Source organism: Pseudarthrobacter sp. AL07 (genome assembly GCF_029960665.1).
Classification (GTDB): domain Bacteria; phylum Actinomycetota; class Actinomycetes; order Actinomycetales; family Micrococcaceae; genus Arthrobacter.
Window position 1 is genome coordinate 38,538 of sequence record NZ_JASBRB010000011.1, and the last position, 21,786, is coordinate 60,323.

The 21,786-nt window shown below is 65.7% G+C and carries 19 protein-coding genes; 15 read left to right on the forward strand and 4 right to left on the reverse strand.

From position 1 onward, the window contains the following. Nucleotides 1–16 precede the first annotated feature (16 nt). The 13 genes from pyrR to QK290_RS10935 all read left to right on the forward strand — a co-directional run bounded on the left by pyrR (nt 17) and on the right by QK290_RS10935 (nt 15,092). Nucleotides 17–604, forward strand: coding sequence for a bifunctional pyr operon transcriptional regulator/uracil phosphoribosyltransferase PyrR (gene pyrR, locus QK290_RS10875; protein ID WP_056340241.1), 588 nt, complete (start codon nt 17–19; stop codon nt 602–604). Next, complete coding sequence (locus QK290_RS10880; protein ID WP_282330676.1) at nt 601–1,644, forward strand: aspartate carbamoyltransferase catalytic subunit; 1,044 nt, start codon at nt 601–603, stop codon at nt 1,642–1,644. The genes pyrR and QK290_RS10880 overlap by 4 nt, the downstream gene beginning before the upstream one ends. Then, nucleotides 1,644–2,996 carry a dihydroorotase gene (locus QK290_RS10885; protein WP_282330677.1) on the forward strand — a complete coding sequence of 451 codons (1,353 nt, stop codon included), beginning with the start codon at nt 1,644–1,646 and terminating at the stop codon, nt 2,994–2,996. Before QK290_RS10880 ends, QK290_RS10885 begins: the two co-directional genes overlap by 1 nt. Next, complete coding sequence (locus QK290_RS10890; RefSeq protein WP_282330678.1) at nt 2,996–3,526, forward strand: hypothetical protein; 531 nt, start codon at nt 2,996–2,998, stop codon at nt 3,524–3,526. The genes QK290_RS10885 and QK290_RS10890 overlap by 1 nt, the downstream gene beginning before the upstream one ends. 88 nt (nt 3,527–3,614) lie before the next feature. Beyond that, nucleotides 3,615–4,781: a glutamine-hydrolyzing carbamoyl-phosphate synthase small subunit gene (gene carA, locus QK290_RS10895; RefSeq protein ID WP_282330722.1), complete on the forward strand. Its 1,167-nt coding sequence runs from the start codon at nt 3,615–3,617 to the stop codon at nt 4,779–4,781. Next, on the forward strand, nt 4,781–8,125 hold the full coding sequence (gene carB / locus QK290_RS10900; RefSeq protein ID WP_282330679.1) for a carbamoyl-phosphate synthase large subunit: 3,345 nt from the start codon (nt 4,781–4,783) through the stop codon (nt 8,123–8,125). The genes carA and carB overlap by 1 nt, the downstream gene beginning before the upstream one ends. Beyond that, nucleotides 8,118–8,990: an orotidine-5'-phosphate decarboxylase gene (gene pyrF, locus QK290_RS10905; protein WP_282330680.1), complete on the forward strand. Its 873-nt coding sequence runs from the start codon at nt 8,118–8,120 to the stop codon at nt 8,988–8,990. The genes carB and pyrF overlap by 8 nt, the downstream gene beginning before the upstream one ends. A gap of 109 nt (nt 8,991–9,099) precedes the next feature. Further along, nucleotides 9,100–9,417, forward strand: a complete 318-nt coding sequence (mihF, locus tag QK290_RS10910; RefSeq protein ID WP_282330681.1) for an integration host factor, actinobacterial type — start codon at nt 9,100–9,102, stop codon at nt 9,415–9,417. A 47-nt stretch (nt 9,418–9,464) separates the two neighbouring features. Beyond that, a complete protein-coding gene (gmk, locus tag QK290_RS10915) occupies nt 9,465–10,037 on the forward strand; it encodes a guanylate kinase (RefSeq protein WP_282330682.1) in 573 nt (190 codons plus the stop codon). Nucleotides 10,038–10,076: 39 nt separating this feature from the next. Further along, the gene (gene rpoZ / locus QK290_RS10920; RefSeq protein WP_090581074.1) at nt 10,077–10,337 is read left to right on the forward strand and encodes a DNA-directed RNA polymerase subunit omega; all 261 of its coding nucleotides are present in this window, start codon (nt 10,077–10,079) and stop codon (nt 10,335–10,337) included. 28 nt (nt 10,338–10,365) lie between these two features. Beyond that, nucleotides 10,366–11,616 (forward strand): bifunctional phosphopantothenoylcysteine decarboxylase/phosphopantothenate--cysteine ligase CoaBC, encoded by a 1,251-nt coding sequence (coaBC, locus tag QK290_RS10925; RefSeq protein WP_282330683.1) that lies wholly within the window; start codon nt 10,366–10,368, stop codon nt 11,614–11,616. Nucleotides 11,617–11,694: 78 nt separating this feature from the next. Further along, nucleotides 11,695–12,930, forward strand: coding sequence for a methionine adenosyltransferase (metK, locus tag QK290_RS10930; protein WP_282330684.1), 1,236 nt, complete (start codon nt 11,695–11,697; stop codon nt 12,928–12,930). Nucleotides 12,931–12,941: 11 nt separating this feature from the next. Next, on the forward strand, nt 12,942–15,092 hold the full coding sequence (locus tag QK290_RS10935; RefSeq protein WP_282330685.1) for a primosomal protein N': 2,151 nt from the start codon (nt 12,942–12,944) through the stop codon (nt 15,090–15,092). A 41-nt stretch (nt 15,093–15,133) separates the two neighbouring features. Here QK290_RS10935 and QK290_RS10940 read toward each other — a convergent pair whose 3' ends face one another. The 4 genes from QK290_RS10940 to QK290_RS10955 are packed head-to-tail and all read right to left on the reverse strand — an operon-like array spanning nt 15,134 to nt 19,002. Further along, complete coding sequence (locus QK290_RS10940) at nt 15,134–16,210, reverse strand: glycosyltransferase family 1 protein (protein ID WP_282330686.1); 1,077 nt, start codon at nt 16,208–16,210, stop codon at nt 15,134–15,136. After that, nucleotides 16,207–17,136: an alpha/beta hydrolase gene (locus QK290_RS10945; protein WP_282330687.1), complete on the reverse strand. Its 930-nt coding sequence runs from the start codon at nt 17,134–17,136 to the stop codon at nt 16,207–16,209. Before QK290_RS10945 ends, QK290_RS10940 begins: the two co-directional genes overlap by 4 nt. Before the next feature lie 11 nt (nt 17,137–17,147). Then, nucleotides 17,148–18,017 (reverse strand): aldo/keto reductase, encoded by an 870-nt coding sequence (locus QK290_RS10950; RefSeq protein ID WP_282330688.1) that lies wholly within the window; start codon nt 18,015–18,017, stop codon nt 17,148–17,150. A gap of 10 nt (nt 18,018–18,027) precedes the next feature. Continuing rightward, nucleotides 18,028–19,002: a sugar-binding domain-containing protein gene (locus QK290_RS10955; protein ID WP_282330689.1), complete on the reverse strand. Its 975-nt coding sequence runs from the start codon at nt 19,000–19,002 to the stop codon at nt 18,028–18,030. Nucleotides 19,003–19,180: 178 nt separating this feature from the next. Between QK290_RS10955 and QK290_RS10960 the strand changes: the two genes are divergently transcribed. Continuing rightward, nucleotides 19,181–20,938, forward strand: coding sequence for a glycerol-3-phosphate dehydrogenase/oxidase (locus tag QK290_RS10960; RefSeq protein ID WP_282330723.1), 1,758 nt, complete (start codon nt 19,181–19,183; stop codon nt 20,936–20,938). Nucleotides 20,939–21,031: 93 nt separating this feature from the next. After that, on the forward strand, nt 21,032–21,784 hold the full coding sequence (locus tag QK290_RS10965) for an MIP/aquaporin family protein (protein ID WP_282330690.1): 753 nt from the start codon (nt 21,032–21,034) through the stop codon (nt 21,782–21,784). Nucleotides 21,785–21,786: the final 2 nt, after the last annotated feature.

Sequence of the window (21,786 nt, forward strand, 5' to 3'; positions counted from 1 at the left end):
AAGGGGAGACGAGAGTTTGACTTCTGTCACAAACGCACCGGTTCCAGCCAGGGTTGTCCTCAACCAGGCGGACATTGACCGTGCACTCACTCGAATCGCCCATGAGATCCTTGAGGCTAACAAAGGGTCCAAGGACCTGGTCCTGCTGGGCATCCCGCGCCGTGGTTACCCGCTGGCCGTCCGCCTCGCACACAAGATTGCCGCCGCCGATCCCACCGTGGACGCCACCGCCATTGTCGGGCAGCTGGACGTCACCATGTTCCGCGATGACCTTTCCCACCAGCCCACCAGACCGCCGTACCCCACACAGCTCCCGCGCACGGGAATCGATAACAAGGTTGTGGTGCTCATCGATGATGTCCTGTATTCCGGCCGCACCATCCGTGCCGCCCTTGACGCCATCATCGACCTCGGCCGTCCGCGGATCGTCCGGCTCGCTGTGCTGATCGACCGCGGCCACCGTGAGCTGCCCATCAGGGCCGACCACGTGGGAAAAAACCTGCCTACCTCGTCCGCCGAGAAGGTCCGGGTCCGCCTTGAGGAAACCGACACTGCCGCCGACGGTTCCGTAGTCAACGAAGTAGTTATCGAGGGCGGCGCGTGAAACACCTCCTCTCCACTGAAGACCTCAGCGTGGCCAACGCCATCCGCATCCTCGACACTGCAGAAGAAATGGCTGCCGTCGGGGACCGCGAAGTCAAGAAGCTCCCGGCCCTGCGCGGCCGCACCGTGGTGAACCTCTTCTTCGAAGACTCAACGCGCACGCGGATCTCCTTCGAAGCGGCCGCCAAGAGGCTGTCCGCCGACGTCATCAACTTCGCCGCGAAAGGCTCCTCCGTCTCCAAGGGCGAGTCCCTCAAGGACACAGCCCAGACGCTGGCAGCCATGGGCGCGGACGCCGTCGTGATCCGGCACTGGGCCTCGGGCGCGCCGCACCGGCTCGCCGCGACCGACTGGATCGACGCCGCCGTCATCAATGCCGGCGACGGCACCCACGAACACCCCACGCAGGCACTCCTGGACGCCTTCACCATGCGCCGGCACTGGTCAAAACTGGCGGGCTCCTCGTCCATCGGGGCAGACCTCAAAGGCATGCGGGTAGCCATCGCCGGGGATGTCCTGCACTCCCGCGTGGCCCGCTCCAACGTTTGGCTGCTGCGCACCCTCGGAGCCGACGTCACCCTCGTGGCACCACCCACCCTGCTGCCCATCGGCGTCGAACACTGGCCGTGCAAGGTCAGCTACAACATGGACGACACCCTGGCGCAGGGTGTGGACGCCGTGATGATGCTGCGCGTGCAGGGCGAGCGGATGAACGCCTCGTTCTTCCCCTCCACCCGCGAATACTCGCGCCGCTGGGGCTTTGATGACAACCGGCTCCGGGCCCTGGACAGCCTGGGACTGAAGGACACCATCATCATGCATCCCGGACCCATGAACCGTGGCCTGGAGATCTCTTCCGCCGCCGCTGACTCGCCCCGTTCCACCGTCCTTGCACAGGTACGCAACGGCGTCTCGGTCCGGATGGCCACCCTCTATCTGCTGCTCTCCGGGGATACCCGCGAACCAGCCGTCACAGCTGGCGCAGCCCACATTAATGCAGCGCGTTCCAACGCCGCCCATTCCACCAAGGAGAGCAACTGATGGCAGAGAACAACGGAACCTACCTGATCCGCGGTGCATCGATCCTGGGCGCCGGGGCCGAGGACCTGCTCATCAGTGACGGCGTCATCGCCGCACGGGGAGCAGCCGCTGCCACCCACAAGGACGCGGACGGTGCCACCGTCATCGAAGCCGCCGGCCTGGTGGCACTGCCCGGCATGGTGGACGTGCACACACACCTGCGCGAACCCGGCCGCGAAGATGCCGAAACCGTAGAGACCGGCACCCGCGCCGCCGCCCTGGGCGGCTTCACGGCGGTCCATGCCATGGCCAACAGCAATCCGGTGGCGGATACCGCCGGTGTGGTGGAACAGGTCCACAGCCTGGGCCGCGCGGCCGGCTGGGTGGACGTCCGTCCCGTCGGCGCCGTGACCGTCGGCCTGGCCGGCGAGCAGCTAGCCGAACTCGGCGCCATGGCAGATTCCCGCGCCCAGGTCCGCATGTTCTCCGACGACGGCATCTGCGTCCACGATCCCGTGCTGATGCGCCGCGCCCTGGAGTACGTCAAAGCGTTCGACGGCGTGGTGGCCCAGCACGCGCAGGAACCCCGCCTTACCGCCGGAGCCCAGATGAATGAGGGCGCCGTCTCCGCCGTCCTGGGACTCACCGGCTGGCCGGCGGTGGCCGAGGAGAGCATCATCGCCCGTGACGTCCTGCTGGCGCAGCACGTGGATTCCCGTCTTCACGTCTGCCACGTCTCCACCGCCGGCTCCGTGGAGATCATCCGCTGGGCCAAGGAACGCGGAATCAACGTCACCGCCGAAGTCACCCCGCACCACCTCCTGCTCACCGACGACCTGGTCCGCAGCTACAACCCTGTGTACAAGGTCAACCCGCCGCTGCGGACCGACGCCGATGTGCAGGCACTGCGCGCCGGCCTGGCCGACGGCACCATTGACGTGGTGGGCACCGACCACGCCCCGCACCCGAGCGAGCACAAGGAATGCGAGTGGGCGCAGGCCGCGATGGGCATGACCGGGCTGGAAACAGCCTTGTCCGTGGTCCAGCACACCATGATCGAAACCGGCCTCATGACCTGGGCCGATTTCGCCCGCGTAACCTCCACCGCAGCGGCGCAGATCGGCCGGATGACTGACCAGGGCCGTCCATTGGACGCCGGCGAACCCGCCAACATCATCCTGGTGGACCCGGCGGCACGCTGGACCGTTGACCCTGCCAAGATGGCAACCATGGGCCGCAACTCCCCGTTCGCCGGCCTGGAGCTGCCGGGCAAGGTAGTGGCCACCTTCTACAAGGGCCACCCCACCGTCCTGGACGGCAAGCTCAACACGCCGTACCGCGAATCGGCGGCGTCCGCGGCAGGCGCCTCCTGATGGACACCAAACTACTTACCGGCATCATCACAACGGTGCTTATCGCCGTCGTCCTGCTGATGATCTGGGTAGGCTGGCGTAACCGACTCAGGCGGCAGGCCGACGTCGGCCGGTTGCCCGACGTGCCAGAGGCGCCCGGCGTGCCGCTCGCCGGGGCCGACGGCCAGTACGTTGCGTCCACCACCGCGGGAGACTGGCTGGACCGGATCACGGTGCACAGGCTTGGCATCCGGACCAATGCCGTGCTCAGCGTGTACCCGCACGGCGTCCTCTTCGACAGAACCGGTGCCCCGGCGCTCTACATCCCGGCAGGAAGCCTCACCGCCATCCGGCAGGAAAGCGGTATGGCCGGCAAGTTCGTGGAAAAGGACGGCCTCCTGGTCCTCACCTGGGACCTCGGAACGCACGAACTCGACACCGGCTTCCGTACCCGCCGGGCCGCCGACAAAGACGCCCTCTATGACTCCCTTCAGCAATTGATCGCCGCAGCCCCCCAGGAACATTCCCAGGATCCCCAGAGTGGAAAGTAAGACAGTGACAGAAACAGCTACAGCACAAGCAAAGACTGCGGCACCAGCAGCCCTTTCCACCGCAGTTCCCACCCCGGCGGTATTCGTCCTGGAGGACGGCCGCATGTTCCGCGGCACCAGCTACGGCGCGCAGGGCACTGCCCTGGGCGAGGCTGTGTTTGCCACCGGCATGACCGGCTATCAGGAAACCATCACCGACCCCTCCTACGCCCGCCAGCTGGTGGTGCAGACCGCGCCGCACATCGGCAACACCGGTGTGAACAACGAGGACGCAGAATCCCGGCGCATCTGGGTGGCCGGCTACATCGTCCGCGACGCGGCCCGCCGCCCCTCCAACTGGCGCTCCGAACGCTCCCTGGACGAGGAACTCATCGAGCAGGGGATCGTGGGCATCCAGGGCGTCGACACCCGCGCCATCACCCGCCACCTGCGCGAGCACAAGACCATGCGCGCCGGCATCTTCTCGGGTGCAGCCGCGAAGGCCGCGGACAAGGAACTCGTTGACGCGGTCCTGGCCAGCGCCCCGATGGAAGGCGCCCGCCTGGCCGAGGAAGTAAGCGTCAGCGAAGCCTACGTAGTGGACCCCAAGGACCATGGCTGGGACGGCGAGCCGCGCTTCAGCATTGCCGCGATCGACCTCGGTATCAAGGCCATGACCCCCATCCGCTTCGCCGAGCGCGGCGTCCGGGTGCATGTCCTGCCGGCAACCTCCACCCTCGAGGACGTCAAGGCCGTCAACCCTGACGGCTTCTTTATGTCCAACGGCCCGGGCGATCCCGCCACGGCAGACGCCCAGGTCAAGCTGCTGCGCTCCGTCCTGGACGAGAAGCTGCCGTACTTCGGCATCTGCTTCGGCAACCAGATCCTGGGACGTGCCCTGGGTTTCGGCACCTACAAGCTCCGCTACGGCCACCGCGGCATTAACCAGCCCGTCCTGGACCGCCGCACCGGCAAGGTGGAGATCACCTCGCAGAACCACGGCTTCGCCGTGGACGCACCGCTCGACGGCGCCACCCAGGCTCCCGAGGAGCGCTACGGTCGGGTCGAGGTCAGCCACATCAGCCTCAATGACGACGTCGTCGAAGGCCTTGCGTGCCTGGACATCCCCGCCTTCTCAGTGCAGTACCACCCGGAAGCCGCAGCCGGCCCGCACGACGCCGCCTACCTGTTTGACCGTTTCATCGATCTGATGGCCGTCACCAAAGCAGCCGGCACCAAGAACACCACCGATTCCAAGACTGAGGACAAGAAGTAATGCCCAAGAGAACTGACCTTAAGAGCGTCCTGGTCATCGGTTCCGGCCCGATCGTCATCGGCCAGGCCGCGGAGTTCGATTACTCCGGCACCCAGGCACTGCGTGTCCTCAAGGAGGAGGGCCTGCGGGTCATCCTGGTGAACTCGAACCCGGCCACCATCATGACGGACCCCGAGTTCGCAGATGCCACCTACATCGAGCCCATCACCCCTGAGGTGGTGGAGAAGATCATCGCCAAGGAACGCCCGGACGCCATCCTGCCCACCCTCGGCGGGCAGACTGCGCTGAACACGGCCATCGCGCTGGACAAGAACGGCGTGCTGGCAAAGTACAACGTGGAGCTCATCGGCGCGAACATCGCCGCCATCGAGCTCGGCGAGGACCGCGAAAAGTTCAAGGGCGTCGTGGAACGCTGCGGCGCCGAATCGGCCCGCAGCCACATCATCCACTCCTTGGACGAGGCGTTCACAGCCGCCGAGGACCTTGGCTACCCGATGGTGGTCAGGCCCTCTTTCACCATGGGCGGCCTGGGCTCCGGCCTCGCGTACAACGAAAATGACCTGCGTCGCATCGTCGGCCAGGGCCTGCAGTACAGCCCCACCACCGAAGTGCTGCTCGAAGAAAGCATCCTCGGCTGGAAGGAATACGAGCTTGAGATGATGCGCGACAAAAACGACAACGTCGTGGTGGTCTGCTCCATCGAGAACTTCGACCCCGTGGGCGTGCACACCGGCGACTCCATCACCGTGGCACCGGCACTGACCCTGACGGACCGCGAATACCAGCGGCTGCGCGATATCTCGATCGCCGTCATCCGTGAGGTGGGCGTGGACACCGGCGGCTGCAACATCCAGTTCGCCATCGAGCCGGACACCGGCCGGGTAGTGGTCATCGAGATGAACCCGCGCGTGTCCCGGTCCTCCGCCCTGGCGTCCAAGGCCACGGGCTTCGCCATCGCCAAGATCGCCACCAAGCTCTCCCTCGGCTACACGCTGGACGAGATCCCGAACGACATCACGCAGAAAACCCCGGCGTCGTTCGAACCCACCCTGGACTACGTGGTGGTCAAGGTTCCGCGCTTCGCCTTCGAGAAGTTCCCGGCCGCCGACGACACCCTCACCACCACCATGAAGTCCGTGGGCGAAGCCATGGCCATGGGCCGCAACTTCACCGAGGCACTGCAGAAGGCCCTCCGCTCCCTGGAGCAGAAGGGCTCGCAGCTGGACTTCAGCTCCGTTCCGGAATGGGAAGTCCCGGAGCTGATCGAGAAGGCCAAACGGCCCACCACGGAACGCCTGCACCAGGTCCAGCGTGCCCTGCTCGGCGGCGCCACCGTGGAACAGCTGTTCGAAGCCACCAAGATCGACCCATGGTACCTGGACCAGCTCCAGTTGCTTAACGAGATATCGCACGAGATCCGCAAAGCCGGGTCCCTGACCGTGGAGATGCTCAAGCGCGCCAAGCGCCACGGCTTCTCGGACGAGCAGATCGGTTCCCTCACGCACAACTCCGAAGCCGTGGTCCGCGGTGTCCGGCAGGCCCTCGGGATCCGTCCGGTCTACAAGACCGTGGATACCTGCGCCGCCGAGTTCGCCGCCTACACTCCGTACCACTACTCGTCATACGACGAGGAGGACGAGATTGCGCTGCACTCCAAACCGTCCATCCTGATCCTCGGCTCCGGCCCCAACCGCATCGGGCAGGGCATCGAATTCGATTACTCGTGCGTCCATGCCTCCATGGCGCTGCGCAAGGCCGGTTACGAGACCGTGATGGTTAACTGCAACCCGGAGACGGTCTCCACCGACTACGACGTCTCCACCCGCCTGTACTTCGAGCCGCTGACGCTGGAGGACGTCCTCGAGGTCATCGCTGCCGAGGAACGCACCGGCGGCGTAATGGGCGTCTTTGTGCAGCTCGGCGGCCAGACCCCTCTGAAGCTGGCACAGCAGCTGGCCGACGCCGGCGTCCCCATCCTGGGCACGTCCCCGGAAGCGATCGACCTTGCCGAGCACCGCGGCGAGTTCTCCCGCGTGCTCGACAACGCCGGGCTGATCGCCCCGAAGAACGGCACCGCGGTGTCCTTCGACGACGCCAAGAAGATCGCCGACGAGATCGGCTACCCCGTCCTGGTCCGCCCTTCCTACGTGCTCGGCGGCCGTGGCATGGAAATCGTCTACGACGAGCCGAACCTTTCCCGGTACATCGCCAACGCCACGGAAATCACCCCGGACCACCCGGTGCTGATCGACCGGTTCCTGGAGGACGCCGTCGAAATCGACGTTGACGCGCTCTTCGACGGTACCGACATGTACCTGGGCGGCATCATGGAACACATCGAGGAGGCCGGAATCCACTCCGGCGACTCCGCGTGTGTCCTGCCTCCCATCACCCTGGGCAACAACGTGATTGAACGTGTCCGCACAGCAACCCGCGCCATCGCCGAGGGTGTGGGCGTCCGCGGCTTGATCAACATCCAGTTCGCGCTGGCCTCAGATGTTCTCTACGTGCTCGAAGCGAACCCGCGTGCTTCGCGCACCGTGCCGTTCGTCTCCAAGGCAACGGGAGTCCAGATGGCCAAGGCCGCGGCGCTGATCGGCACCGGCGTGACCATCCACCAGCTCCGGACCGCCTACAAGATGCTGCCGGAAACCGGCGACGGCTCCACGCTGCCGCTCGACGCTCCGGTCTCGGTCAAGGAAGCCGTGCTTCCGTTCAGCCGCTTCCGTACCCCGGAAGGCAAGGTTGTGGACTCGCTGCTCGGCCCGGAGATGCGGTCCACCGGCGAAGTCATGGGGATCGACAAGCACTTTGACACCGCCTTCGCCAAGAGCCAGGCAGCCGCCAACAACGCCCTGCCCACTGAAGGCAAGATCTTCGTCTCCGTGGCCAACCGGGACAAGCGTGCGGTCATCATGGCCGTCAAGCGCCTTTCGGACCTCGGCTTTGAGATCGTCTCCACCGGTGGCACCGCCGACGTCCTGCGCCGCAACGGCATCCAGGCCAGCACCGTCCGCAAGGTCGCCGAGGGCAGCAGCGCCGAAGGTGAGGGCACCATCGCAGACCTCGTCATCGCCGGCGAGATCGACATGGTCTTCAACACGCCCTCCGGCGGCGAAGCCCGCAGCGACGGCTACGCCCTGCGCGCCGCCGCGACCTCCATCGGCATCCCCTGCATCACCACGGTGGCCGAGTTCAACGCGGCCGTGCAGGCCATCGAGGCCATGCGCACCTACGAGTGGTCAGTGACCAGCCTGCAGGAGCACGCCGCTGCCCTGGTGGCGTCCCAGAAGGCAGCCGCGGAGAACGCGGCAGCCGAGTCCGCGGTATCGCAGCATGCCTGAGGCCGGTTCCACCTCATCAGGCCCCGCCGGCCGGAAGTCCTTCGGCTCCCGGCTCGGGGCGGCCATGGCGTCCCGCGGGCCGCTGTGCGTGGGCATTGACCCGCACCCGGCACTCCTGAAGGAGTGGGGACTGGCCGACGACGCCGCAGGGCTGAGGCGGTTCTCGATGACTGTCCTGGAGGCCGTCAGTTCCCTCGCTGCCGCGGTGAAGCCGCAGGTGGCGCTTTACGAGCGCCACGGCTCGGCCGGGATGGCAGTGCTTGAAGAGGTCCTGGTAGCGGCGGCGCAGGCACAGGTCCTCACCATTGCTGACGCCAAGCGGGGCGATATCGGCTCCACGATGGCTGCCTACGCGGACGCCTGGCTGCGGGACGGCTCGTCCCTGGCAGCCGACTCCGTGACCCTCAGCCCCTACCTGGGGTTTGAGTCGCTCCGCCCGGCGCTTGACCTGGCAGCGGACAACGGCCGCGGTGTATTTGTCCTGGCGCTGACCTCCAATCCGGAAGGGGCATCCGTGCAGCATGTGGGCGGAGCCGACTCCGTGGCCCGGCGGATCGTCGAGGCGGCAGCGGCAGAGAACGGCCGTTATGCCGGCAGCCTGGGGTCCGTCGGACTCGTCGTCGGCGCCACCGTGGGGTCTGCTTTGACTGACCTGCACCTGGACCTGCCGTCGGTCCGCGGACCGATCCTCGCCCCGGGACTGGGCGCGCAGGGGGCCACCCCTGCGGACCTGCGCCGGACCTTCGGGGCGGCGTACCCGCAGGTCCTGGGGACGTCCAGCCGGGATATCCTGGCTGCCGGTCCAGGGACCCAAGGTCTCCGTAATGCTGCGTTGCGCACGCTTGTTGGGCTCATCGGCGAATAGGCGCCCAAAGGCGGCGTCCATTGATTCACCGCCCGCCAAGGGGTAGGTTTCAGGACAAGTCCAATGGCGGTCGCCTTGGACTCAGCCGATGAATCCGGGGGTGTCCTCCATGAGCCTGCGACCCTTATCCGCTTCGGAACGCGCGGCCGCCCTGCACAAGGCGGCCGCCGCGCGGGCCGCCCGGGCGGCCGCGAAAGAGCGCCTCAAGAACGGCAAGACGTCGGCCGCCGCGCTCCTGGACGCCTCCGCAGCGGATGACGCCTTGGCCCGGATGCGGGTGGTGGAGCTGCTGGAGGCCCTGCCGGGCATTGGGAAAGTCAGGGCTGCGGCCATTATGGAGCAGCTGGGCATCGCGGCGTCCCGCCGGCTCCGCGGCCTGGGCATTCACCAGCGCCAGGCGCTGGTAGATTTTATAGACGAGAAATAGGGCGTTCCTAGAGGCGCCCGAACCCAAACTCCGCCGCAAAGGAATACGTGAGCAAGAAACCGGGACTGACAGTCCTCGCCGGTCCGACGGCTGTTGGCAAAGGCACCGTGTCCACCTACATCCGGGATAACTACCCCGAAGTCTGGCTTTCCGTATCGGCCACCACCCGCGCTCCGCGGCCCGGTGAGCACGATGGCGTCCACTACTTCTTCAAGTCCAGGGAAGAGTTTGAGTCGCTCATTGCGGCCGGCGAGTTCCTGGAGTGGGCAGTAGTCCACGGCCAAAACACCTACGGCACGCTGCGGAGTTCCGTGGACCATGCCATCGCCGCCGGCCGGTCCGTCCTCCTGGAGATCGATCTCCAGGGTGCGCGACAGGTCAAAGAGGCCGTTCCGGACGCCCAGTTTGTATTCCTGGCACCGCCCACCTGGGAAGAAATGGTCCGCCGGCTGGTGGGTCGCGGCACGGAAACAGCGCAGGAACAGCAGCGCCGTCTGGAAACCGCTAAACTGGAACTTGCCGCTGAGCCGGAGTTCGACCACACCGTCATCAATGATGACGTTCGACGCGCAGCGGACGAGCTTGTTTCACTCATGGGGCTGACCCCGCACCCGCACTAGACGCAGGGTCGGATCGGCCCGTTAGAATTTGGAGAATTCGTGTCCACGAACCTTGAAGGCATCATCAACCCTCCGATCGACGAGCTGCTGAAGGCAGCTGATTCCAAGTACGGCCTGGTGATCTTCGGTGCCAAGCGTGCACGTCAGATCAACGCTTACTACGCCCAGCTGCACGAGGGCCTGTTCGAGTACGTCGGCCCCCTGGTCGACACCAAGCTGAACGAGAAGTCGCTGTCGATCGCCCTGCGCGAAATCAACGAAGGCAAGCTCGTTTCTACGCCGATCGAAGCCGCAGAGTAAGTTCAGACTGCCTGTTGACGGAGGTCACGTGCGCATAGTCCTCGGAGTCGGGGGAGGGATTGCGGCCTACAAGGTCGCATCGCTCCTCCGGCTTTTTACTGAAGCCGGACACAATGTCACTGTGATTCCCACCGAGGCGGCCACCCGCTTCGTGGGTGTCGCCACATGGGAGGCCCTGTCCGGGAATCCGGTCAGCAACAGCGTCTTCGACGACGTGCACCAGGTCAACCACGTCAGGCTTGGCCATGAGGCCGACCTCATTGTGGTGGCACCCGCGACAGCGGACCTGCTGGCGCGCGCGGCCACCGGCCAGGCCAACGACCTCCTCACCAACACGTTGCTGATGGCCAGCGGCCCGGTGCTTTTCGCCCCGGCCATGCACACAGAAATGTGGCAGCACGCCGCCACCCGCGCCAACGTTGAAACGCTGCGAAGCAGGGGAGTGGCCGTCCTGGAACCGGCCAGCGGCCGGCTCACCGGCACGGACTCCGGTCCCGGCCGCCTGCCTGAGCCCGAAGCCATCTTCGACGCCGCCATGGCGCTTGCCCAGGGTCAGTCCGATTACCAGCTTCCGCTGGCCGGCCGGACCGTCACCGTAAGCGCAGGCGGAACCCGGGAACCGCTGGACCCTGTCCGTTTCCTGGGCAACAGATCCTCCGGCAAGCAGGGCGTAGCGCTGGCTGTCGCTGCCCGCAATGCCGGAGCCACGGTGCGGCTGGTCGCCGCCCACATGGACGTGCCGGCGCCGGCCGGAGTCGACGTCCTCACGGTTGAGACTGCGCTGGAATTGCGGGAGGCGATGCTGGCAGCCGCGGCGGATTCCGACGTCGTGATTATGGCGGCGGCCGTTGCGGACTTCCGTCCCGCGGAGATCTCCGGCACCAAAATCAAAAAACGTGATGACACCGCTGACCCCGTCATTTCCCTGGTCCGGAATCCGGACATCCTCCAGGAACTGGTCGAACTCCGTGATCATGCTCCCGAACGCCAGGCCATTCGCCGCAGCCAGCTGATTGTCGGCTTCGCGGCCGAGACCGGTGACGGCCAGAGCGACGTCCTCTCCTACGCGGAAGCAAAGCTCAGGCGCAAGGGCTGCGATCTCCTGGTGGTCAACCATGTGGGAGCGGACAAGGTTTTTGGCCAGGACAGCAACTCGGTAGTCATCCTTGCCCGCTCCGGCGCCGAACCACAACTGGCCGCCGGATCCAAAACAGAGGTTTCGGTGGCCGTCATCACGCGGGTCGGCTATGAGCTGAACCACGTTTCGCCACGCGCCTGACCGAAAGCCACGCACCGTCTCCTTAGCACGGGGACACATGCCGCCGGAGGTCCGATTCCAAACCAGTAAGGTAGTTGAGTGACTTTACCGCTGCACATTCCCAATACGCACGGGGCTACGCCCACCGCCCTCCGGCTCTTCACGTCCGAGTCGGTCACTGAAGGCCACCCGGACAAGATCTGCGACCAGATCAGTGACGCCATCCTCGATGCACTGCTCGCCGCGGATCCCGAGTCCCGCGTCGCGGTGGAGACCATGGCCACCACCGGCCTGGTCCATGTTGCCGGTGAGGTCACCACCGACGCCTACGTTGAAATCCCGCAGATCGTCCGGGAGACCATCCTGGGCATCGGCTACGACTCCTCGGCCAACGGCTTTGACGGCGCCCGCTGCGGTGTCTCTGTCTCCATTGGCCAGCAGTCGAACGACATCGCCGGCGGTGTCTTCAACTCCCTCGAAGCCCGCGAAGGGCGCCAGGAGGACGACTACGACCTTCAGGGCGCCGGCGACCAGGGCCTGATGTTCGGGTACGCGAGCGACGAAACCCCGTCCTACATGCCGGTCCCGATCTGGATTGCGCACCGCCTGTCCGAACGCCTCACCGAGGTGCGCAAGTCCGGCGAGCTCTCCTACCTCCGGCCCGACGGCAAGACCCAGGTCACCATCGGTTACGACAAGGACGTGCCGGTTTCCGTGGAAACCGTCGTCATCTCCAGCCAGCACGCCGACGGAACCAGCCTGGACCGCCTGCGCGCGGACCTCGCCTCCTTTGTGATTGAGCCGGTGTTGGCAGCCGCCAATCTGGACATTTCCGGGGCCGTCAACATCCTGAACCCGGCTGGCGAGTTTGTTATCGGCGGGCCGGTCGGTGACGCCGGCCTGACCGGACGCAAGATCATTGTGGACACCTACGGCGGCATGGCGCGCCACGGCGGCGGCGCCTTCTCGGGCAAGGACCCGTCCAAGGTGGACCGTTCCGCTGCCTACGCGATGCGTTGGGTTGCCAAGAACGTTGTGGCGGCCGGACTGGCAAAGCGTGCCGAGATCCAGATTGCCTACGCCATCGGACAAGCCCGCCCAGTGGGCACCTACGTGGAAACCTTCGGCACGGAAACAGTGGATCCGGCCCGGATCAGCGCCGCCATCGCGGAGATCTTCGACCTCCGCCCGCGTGCAATCATCGATGCCTTGGACCTCAAGCGTCCCATCTACGCCAAGACTGCCGCGCACGGACACTTCGGCCGTGACGATCCCGACTTTACCTGGGAGCGCCTGGACCGGGTGGAGGACCTGAAGGCCTTCTTCAACGCGTAGGCCAGCCTGCCATGGCCTCTGACGAGTCTGTCCCTCCCGGCGCAGTCCAGTTGTCGCTGCTGCAGGGCTTCCCGGCGAAGGCCAGGCCGTCCGGACCTCCGCTGGCCGCGCACCTTCCGGTGGCCAGGGTATTCGTCGAGACACCGCTGCCGCACCTGGACCGGCCCTTCGACTACAGCGTGCCGGCTGAACTGAATGAGGCCGCGCAGGCCGGCGTCAGGGTCAAAGTCAGTTTCAACGGCCAGGACCTGTCCGGTTTCATCATTGAGCGGACGGCAGAATCCGACGCCGGCCACACCCTGGTGCCCCTCCAGAAGGTCGTCTCCCCGGTGGTTGTCCTGACGCCGCCCGTCCGGGATCTGGTGGCCGCCGTCGCGGCCAGGTACGCGGGCACGGTCAGCGACGTCCTGCGCGTTGCGGTGCCTCCGCGCATGGCCAGGCTCGAGAAGGAGTTCCTCACCGCCCCTGCGGCAGAGCCCGCGGCACCGGATCCGCGTGCCGACGTCGCGGCCGCTACTGGTCCTGACGTCACTTCCGGGACGGATTCCGACTGGGCCGGGTACCGTAACGGCCCGGCATTTGTCCGCCACCTGCGGGACGGCGGATCTCCGCGGGCGGTCTTCAACCCACTCCAGGGATTCGGCCCGGCCGCATGGCCGCACCTGCTGGCAACGGCCGTGGCAGCAGTCCGTGCCTCCGGCCGCGGCGCCGTGGTGGTGGTTCCGGACTACAGGGACCTGGACCAGCTGGAAAAGGCGCTCCTGGCCGTGCTGCCCGCCGATGATATTGCGCGGCTGACGGCCGATGACGGGCCAACGCCCCGCTACAGGAGTTTCCTGCGCCTCCTGGCCGGGTCTGCACGCGTTGCCATCGGCACGCGTTCTGCAGCATTTGCCCCCGTCCTGGATCTGGGTCTTATTGCCTGCTGGGATGACGGCGATGACCTTCACATCGAACAGCGCGCCCCGTACGCCCATAGCCGCGATGTCCTCCTGCTGCGAGCGGACCAGGAAGGCGCCGCCTGCTTGATGGCGGGTCATTCCAGGAGTACGGAACTCCAGCGGCTGGTGGAGGCCGGCTGGGCCATGCCAGTCGAGGCCGATCGGGCGTTCGCACGACGGACTGTGCCCCGGGTGTTGAACACGGCGGACAGCTTCGAACAGGAGCGCGACCCCCTCGCCCTGGTTGCGCGGCTTCCCGGTGCGGCCTGGCGCGCCGCCAAGGACGGGCTGGAACGTGGGCCTGTCCTGGTGCAGGTGGCCCGCGCCGGCTACGCCCCGTCGCTCGTCTGTGAGACCTGCCGTGAACCTGCCCGGTGCCAGGCCTGCCAGGGCCCTCTGGCCTTGGCCGGAGCCAGCGGCAGCTCTGCGATCCCGCAGTGCCGCTGGTGTTCCATGCCGGCGCCGGAGTGGCAGTGTGCCCACTGCGCAGGGCACAAGCTTCGTAAGGGCGCCACCGGAGTCCTGCGGACTGCTGAAGAGCTGGGCCGTGCATTTCCCGGAAAACCCGTTATTACGTCCTCGGGCGGCAACATCAAAGCCGGAGTTGGCGGCGCCAAGGCGCTGGTGGTGGCCACCGTCGGGGCGGAGCCCGTTGCGGAGGGCGGTTACGCTGCGGCCCTGCTGCTCGACGGCGACTCCCTGCTGCGCCGGGAGAATCTCCGCGCCGGCGAAGACACCGTGCGCCGCTGGTTCAACGCCGCAGCTTTGGTGCGTCCGGCGTCCGATGGCGGACTGGTGGTTATCACCGCGACGGAAAGCGTGGCTGTTGGCGCGTTGCTGCGGTGGGACCCGGCCGGGTACGCCCGGCGCGAGCTCGAACTCCGGATGGAACTCCAGCTACCGCCGGCAGTCAGGATTGCCTCGATCACCGGCCCCCGGGCCGCCGTCGTACATTTTTCCGGGACCGTTGAGAAGGAGCTGGCCAGCGCCGGCGTGGCGCTGCGGACCGCAGGTCCGGCCCCGCTGGTGCTCACCGGTCCCGCAACCGGCGGAGCCTGGAGCGCCGCGGCGGCTGGGCAGGACGCCCGGACCCTGCTGTTCTTTGCGTACGGGCAGGCAGCCACCGTCACCCGGGTGCTGCGTGCAACAAAGGCTGCGGCCGCCGCCAAGAGGAGCACGGAACCGGTCCAGATCAGGCTTGACGGCGTGGACGTCCTTTAGTAAACGTCCGTTAGCATGCGTCCCTTAGAGGACTCGCGGCGTCAGCGTCCGCGGCGCGCCATGATGTCGTGGGCCACATCCACCAGTTGCTGGGCGGATTCGTCCCAGCTGAATTCCCGGGCACGCGCCACCGAACGACGGGACACCTGCTGCCAGTGGGCGGCGTCGCGCAGTCTCTGCACGGCCGCGGCAAACTCTGCCGGGGACGCGGGATCAACGTAGGCTACCGCGTCGCCGCCCACTTCCCGGAAAATCGGGATGTCGCTGGCGATGACCGGCGTGCCGAGAGCCATGGCCTCCACCAGCGGGAGACCGTAACCTTCGGCGTGGGAGAGGCTCACCAGTGCCGTGGCACGTTTGAGCAGGACGGTGTATTCGTCGTCGGTGACCCCGTTGTGGAAGACCACCTTGGCGCCAGGCGGAACCATGATCTCCAGCTCGGCCCGGCGATCCGCGGTGATCCTGCTCAGCAGGTGCAAGGTGAAATCGGGCAGCCCGGACATTCCGGCCACCATCGTTTCAACGTTTTTGTAGGGCATAAACGATCCCATGTACACGAGCGAATGTTCTGCACCGGCGGCGGGATCGCGCGGGTCCTGCGCGGGCTGCGGGGCGTTGCTGATGATCCGCACCGGCCTCTGGGTGAGCCGGTACTTGGCCATCAGGGCTTCAGTGGTCCGGCTGATCGTGGCCACGGTGTCCGCCCGGTTGAGGAGGACGCGCTGGGGCCAGAACGCCTTGTGGTATAGGCGCCACAGCACGCGGACGGGTGCCGGCAGGAACCCCGGGGGAGCAGGGTGCTCGTAGTAGATGAGGTCGTGCAGGGTCAGGACCAGGCCGTACTTGCGCCCCCAGCTGCCCATGGTCTGCATGGGGCACACCACAACGTCGGCCCCCAGCGGGTTGACCCTGCGGGCCACGAACAGCTCCAGCGGGGACAGCGGACTGTTGATCAGCGTGTACGGAACATCCGGAAGCAGCGCCAGCTGACGGGGGTCGCTGATGAGCATGGAAACGTCTGCAACCTTCGCGGTGGCGGCGATGAGGCTGGCCCCGTAGCGGCTGATGCCGTCGTGGTGGTCGGTCCGGGTGAATCGTGCATCGATGACAATCTTCACGCGGGGTGGTCCTTAAGGAAGCTGCGGATGAAGCCGGCGGCGGGGCCGGGCGTTTCATAGTGGATCAGGTGGCCGACGCCGGGAATGACTTTGAGGACCCCGTCGGGGAGAAGCCCGGCGAGGCGGTGCTGGTCGGGCAGGGTGGCAATCTCGTCCTTTTCGCCGGCGACCAGGAGCACCGGCAGGTCCAGCTTCCCGGCAACCTCTGCCACATGGCCGCTGACCGACGCTGTGAACGATTCGAGGAGACTCTCCCGGTTCGCGAACGCACTGAAGTAGGCATGGTGCTGGCCGTGGATGAAGCCGCGCAGGTCTTTGTCGGCCGTCTTGGCCATGGCCTCGCTCATGACTCTGACAATCAGCGGACTGCGCAGCAGCGCCAGACCCAGCGGGCGGGGGAGCCTGGCCGCCAGCCGGTAGTAGAGAACGGCCAGTCTGGTCATGATCCCCTTGGGACCTTCCTGGGCAGGCGCGGCGATGGGATTGATCAGGATCAGCGGAGCGACGGTGCCCGGATGGGTCGCCACAAAATGGGCGGCGACGATCGAGCCGAAGGAGTGCCCCAGCAACACCGTGTCCGGACCAAGGCCGAGCGCCGCCATAAAGTCGGTGACAAAAGTGCCGTACTGTTCCACCGAGTGTTCACCGGAGGCGAATGCGGCGGAGCTGCCGAAACCTGGCAGGTCCGGCATAATGATGCGCATCTCCGGCAATTGGTCTGCCACCCGGAGGAGGCCATGGTGATCGCCGCGGAAGCCGTGGATCACCAGGATGGTGCGGGTGTCGGGCGTGGCCTGGATGGGTTCGTAGGTCCAATACGCCACGGCGGTGCCATCGATCACGATGTTTGCGGCACAGGTGCGGGCCGCCAGCCCCGCGCTGAAGAACGACGGCGCGGGGGATGGTTGTTGATCGGCGGTTTTCATGACCCTCGGTCCTAGTTGACGTTGTCGGGGTGGGACCCGGTGCGCTGCCCGCGGTCAAGCTCAGCCAAGGCTGCCATGTCGCGGTCTGAAAGTTCAAAGCCGAAGACGTCCAGGTTTTCCCGGATCCGTGCCTCCGAGCTTGCCTTCGGGATGGCGATGTTCCCCAGCTGGATATGCCACCGAAGAATAATCTGGGCTGCTGTCCGGCCGTGCTCGGCCGCCAGGGCCAGGACCACGGAATCCGACAGTACGTGTCCGCGCCCCAGGGGGCTCCAGGCTTCAGTCCGGATGCCGAGGGTGAGGTGCTTCTCCGTGAGCTCCGCCTGCTGAAGCCACGGGTGCAGTTCAATCTGGTTCACAGCCGGCACCACTTCGGCACTCTCGAGCAGGCGGTCCAGGTGCGCCGGCTGGAAGTTGCAGACACCGATGGCCCGGACCTTTCCTTCGCGGTACAGCGTTTCGAGGGCGCGGTACGTGTCGCTGAACAGGTCCCGCTTGGCGCAGGGCCAGTGGATCAAGTACATGTCCACGTAGTCCAGTCCAAGGTTAACCATGGACGTATCGAAGGCACGGAGGGCTGCGTCATACCCCTGGTCATCGTTCCACACCTTCGTGGTGACAAATACGTCCTCGCGCCGCAGGCCAGGTGAGGACTCCCCGGAGCCGCCGCTTCTGCCGTCGGAATCCATGGCGGGGCCCACTCCGCGCGCCACTCCTGTTTCGTTGCCGTACATGGCTGCCGTGTCAAAGTGGCGGTATCCGGTGCCCAGGGCCGTGGCCACCAGGCCGGCGGCTTCGGTTGCCGGAACTTTGTACAGCCCGAAGCCCAACTGGTCGATCAGCACACCGTTGTTAAGGCTGAGCCGGGGTGAGGTTTTCATAGCATTGACTCTACCCATTGGGCCAGGCGACACCGCCAAAGCCCACCAGGCGGCGCGCGGTGGCTTCATCCACGATCAGGTCGGTGGCGAGGCCGGCGGACAGGGCGCCCCGCAGGCCATTGATCTTCGATGCCCCGGAGACCACGCAGATCCGACGCCGGACCTGGCGCAGCTGGGAGAGGGCCGGACCCGTGGAGCGTTCATTGAGGACGATCCCGTGGGAGGATCCGTCACGCCGGAAAAACACCGTGGCGACGTCACCCACAACGTCAGAATGGGCAAGTACCTTGAGATCGCTTTCGTCCAGGTAGCCACCCGCGTAAACGTGGCTTGGGTAGTCTGCGTGCACGGATCCAACGCCGAAGATGGCGATGCTCATCCGGGCCTGCAGGTCCAGGATGCGCTGCACGCTGCGCTCATTCCACATGGCGGTTTTGGTGGCTGCATGGTCAAAGAATGCGGGAACAGGGAACTGCTCCACACGGGCGCCGTAAGCACTTCCGAAGCGGCGCATGATGTCACTCGCGTACGTGATGCCGGTGGTGTGCATGTTGCCGGCGCCGTTCAGCTGGACCACCACGGTATCGTGCGTGATCTTGCGGGTGAGGTGTCTGCTGACGGCGCTTAGCGTTGATCCCCACGCGACGCCGATGATCGCATTGGAATCCACCAGGGGACCGATGGTTCGTGCTGCCTGGATGGCCACCCGGTCCAGGGTTTCCGCCTCGTTCAGGGACTCCACCACCGGAACCACGTGCACGTCAACGCTGTACTCGCGCCGGATCATGCTTTCGAGTTCGGGGCCGGTATCCATTGGATTGCGGATCTGGATCTGGACCAAACCCGTGTCCCTGGCGGCTGAGAGGAGCCTGGAAACAGTGGACCGGGACGTCCGCAGTTCCCTCGCGATCGCGTCCATGGTCAGGTCCTGGAGGTAATACATCTGTGCAGCTCTGAGCGCATCTGAGTGCCGTGAAGGCGTCATTCGGACTCCAATCTGCACGTTTGTGCATAGTGCTTGACTCCATTTTCCAATACTCCAAACAATAGTTGAAGAACGACGGTTCGTCCGGCGGATGCCCGCAGGCCAATAAACCCAGGGAGCAGTTTTGGGAATCAGAGATTCATTCAGCCACAGCGGAGCCACGCCCGTCCACAGCCCGGTGCTGCGCGCATCGGTCCAGGGTCTGCGAAATCGTCCGCACGCCAAAGTTTTGATCATCGGCGGTGGCATCAACGGCGTGGGAACGTTCCGGGACCTCGCCCTGCAGGGAGTGGATGTGGCCCTGGTGGAGCGTGGCGACTACTGCCAGGGTGCCAGCGGTGCGTCCTCACACATGATTCATGGCGGCATCCGTTACCTCGAAAACGGAGAATTCCGCCTCGTCCGGGAATCTGTAGTGGAACGCAACCGACTCCTGCGGATCGCACCGCATTATGTGAAGCCCCTCCAGACCACCATCCCCATTTTCAGCACCTTCTCCGGCGTCCTGTCGGCACCCCTGCGGTTCCTCACGCACAAACAGCAGGGCAAGCCCAAGGAGCGCGGCGCTTTCCTGATCAAACTGGGCCTGAGCATGTATGACTCGTTTTCCCGCGACGGCGGTGCCGTGCCGCGCCACCAGTTCCGCGGACGGAAGCGGGCCCTCGCCGAGCTGCCGCAGCTGCACCCCGGAATCAAATACGCTGCCACATACTTCGACGCGTCGGTGCATAACCCCGAGCGGCTCACGCTCGATGTGCTCCAGGACGGCGAAAAGGCAGGCAAGGGCAACGGCGGACCGGAAAGCTCAACAGCCCGGGCAAGCAACTACCTTGCACTTCATTCTCTCGGCGGGCCTGCCACACAGTCCGGCACCACGGTCCAGCTGCGCGACGAACTGACAGGGGAGCTCTTCGATTTCACCGCGGACGTCATCGTCAACACCACCGGCGCCTGGGTGGACCTGACCAACGAAGCCATGGGGGCGGCGTCGGCCTTCATGGGCGGCACAAAAGGATCGCACATCGTACTGGACCACCCGGTCCTGCTCGAGGCCTGCAAAGGCCGGGAGATCTTCTTTGAACACACGGACGGCCGGATCGTCCTCATCTACCCCATGGGCGACCGGGTCCTGGTGGGAACCACTGACATCAATGCGGATATGACGAAGGACGCGGTGTGCACGGATGAGGAGATCGAGTACTTCTTCAACCTGATCGGACACGTTTTCCCGGACATCAGCGTGCAGCGTGACCAGATCGTCTACACGTTCTCCGGCGTCCGCCCGCTGCCACGCCACGATGCCACCCAGCCTGGGTTTGTTTCGCGCGACTACAGCATCGAACGGCGCACCCCGGATCCCGGGGCGCCCGGCGCCGGAGCCGCGGTCGTACTCAGCCTGGTGGGCGGCAAATGGACCACATTCCGGGCGTTGGCCGAGCACATGGCAAATGATGTGCTTGCCGAGCTGGGAATGGAACGGAAGGTCTCCACGGCGAAGCTCGCCATCGGAGGCGGTGCCGGCTTCCCCACGGATGAGGCCGGAATCCAGAAATGGATCAAGGCGCACGTGGGTACCGGGCGGGATGCTGACCGCACTGCCGTCCTGTTGACGCGTTACGGCACGAGGGCAGACGACGTGATCCGCTACCTTGATGCCGGGCCGGACAGGCTGCTCCGTTCCACCCGTGAACTCAGTGTCCGGGAGCTGGAGTTTATGGCCCGGAACGAGCAGATCGGGCACCTCATCGATGTCCTGATCCGGCGTACGTCGCTCGCCTTCCGTGGACTTGTCACCGGAGAACTTCTTGTCGAGGTTGCGGACGTCCTGTCCGCCCCGCTGGGCTGGGATGCCACAGCCAAGACCGACGAGATCAAGCATGCGCGGGAAGTACTGGAGCGATTCCACCGCGTACAGATCCACAGCCTGGTGGCCTAGGCAGACCAGGCTGCAGCCGGGGCGTCAAAGCGCTCCGGCCCAACGGTCCTTCAACCCGCGAAGGACCGAAAACAGAAAATAGAGGAGTCAATGATGTCTCTTGGAATTGTTTTTCTTTCCGAAGTCTTCGGAACGGCGATGCTCACCCTGCTGGGTTGCGGTGTCGTGGCCAACGTGGCCCTTAAAGGCACAAAAGGCAACAGCGGCGGGTTCCTGATGGTGACGTGGGGGTGGGGGATCGCCGTCTTCGCGGGTGTTTTCGTTGCCGCCAAATCCGGCGCCCACCTCAATCCAGCCGTCACGCTGGGCCTACTGGTTAAGGGCGGCAAGGAGTATGCTCCGGACGTTCCGGTGGATGTCGCGTCCACGTTCACCTACTTCGGTGGCGAACTGCTTGGCGCTTTCCTGGGCGCCGTCGTTTGCTGGGTCGCGTACAAGCAGCACTTCGATGCCGAACCCGTGGAAGCCAACAAGCTGGCAACGTTCTCCACCGGTCCGGCCATCCGCTCCACGCCCTGGAACCTGCTCACGGAAATCATCGGCACGTTTGTCCTGGTCTTCGTCATCCTGACGTTCGGCGGGACGCCCTCGGGCCTTGGGCCGCTGGCGGTGGCACTGCTCGTGGTGGGCATCGGCGTATCCCTGGGTGGACCCACGGGTTATGCCATTAATCCGGCCCGCGACCTCGGGCCCCGCATAGCCCACGCTATCCTGCCCATCAAGGGCAAGGGTTCAAGTGACTGGGCCTACTCCTGGATCCCGGTAGTGGGTCCGCTGATCGGCGGAACGCTTGCCGGTCTGGTGGCCCTCTGGGTTCCCATGATCATGCCTGCCGTCGCCGGCTAGTA

Bases quoted from the DNA above. Each gene is read 5' to 3' on its own strand.
- QK290_RS10935 (WP_282330685.1), top strand. From the start codon at position 12,942: ATGGCCTCTGACGAGTCTGTCCCTCCCGGCGCAGTCCAGTTGTCGCTG.
- carB (WP_282330679.1), top strand. From the start codon at position 4,781: ATGCCCAAGAGAACTGACCTTAAGAGCGTCCTGGTCATCGGTTCCGGC.
- mihF (WP_282330681.1), top strand. From the start codon at position 9,100: ATGAGCCTGCGACCCTTATCCGCTTCGGAACGCGCGGCCGCCCTGCAC.
- QK290_RS10965 (WP_282330690.1), top strand. From the start codon at position 21,032: ATGTCTCTTGGAATTGTTTTTCTTTCCGAAGTCTTCGGAACGGCGATG.
- pyrF (WP_282330680.1), top strand. From the start codon at position 8,118: ATGCCTGAGGCCGGTTCCACCTCATCAGGCCCCGCCGGCCGGAAGTCC.
- QK290_RS10950 (WP_282330688.1), bottom strand. From the start codon at position 18,017: ATGAAAACCTCACCCCGGCTCAGCCTTAACAACGGTGTGCTGATCGAC.
- QK290_RS10890 (WP_282330678.1), top strand. From the start codon at position 2,996: ATGGACACCAAACTACTTACCGGCATCATCACAACGGTGCTTATCGCC.
- QK290_RS10955 (WP_282330689.1), bottom strand. From the start codon at position 19,002: ATGACGCCTTCACGGCACTCAGATGCGCTCAGAGCTGCACAGATGTAT.
- QK290_RS10885 (WP_282330677.1), top strand. From the start codon at position 1,644: ATGGCAGAGAACAACGGAACCTACCTGATCCGCGGTGCATCGATCCTG.
- QK290_RS10945 (WP_282330687.1), bottom strand. From the start codon at position 17,136: ATGAAAACCGCCGATCAACAACCATCCCCCGCGCCGTCGTTCTTCAGC.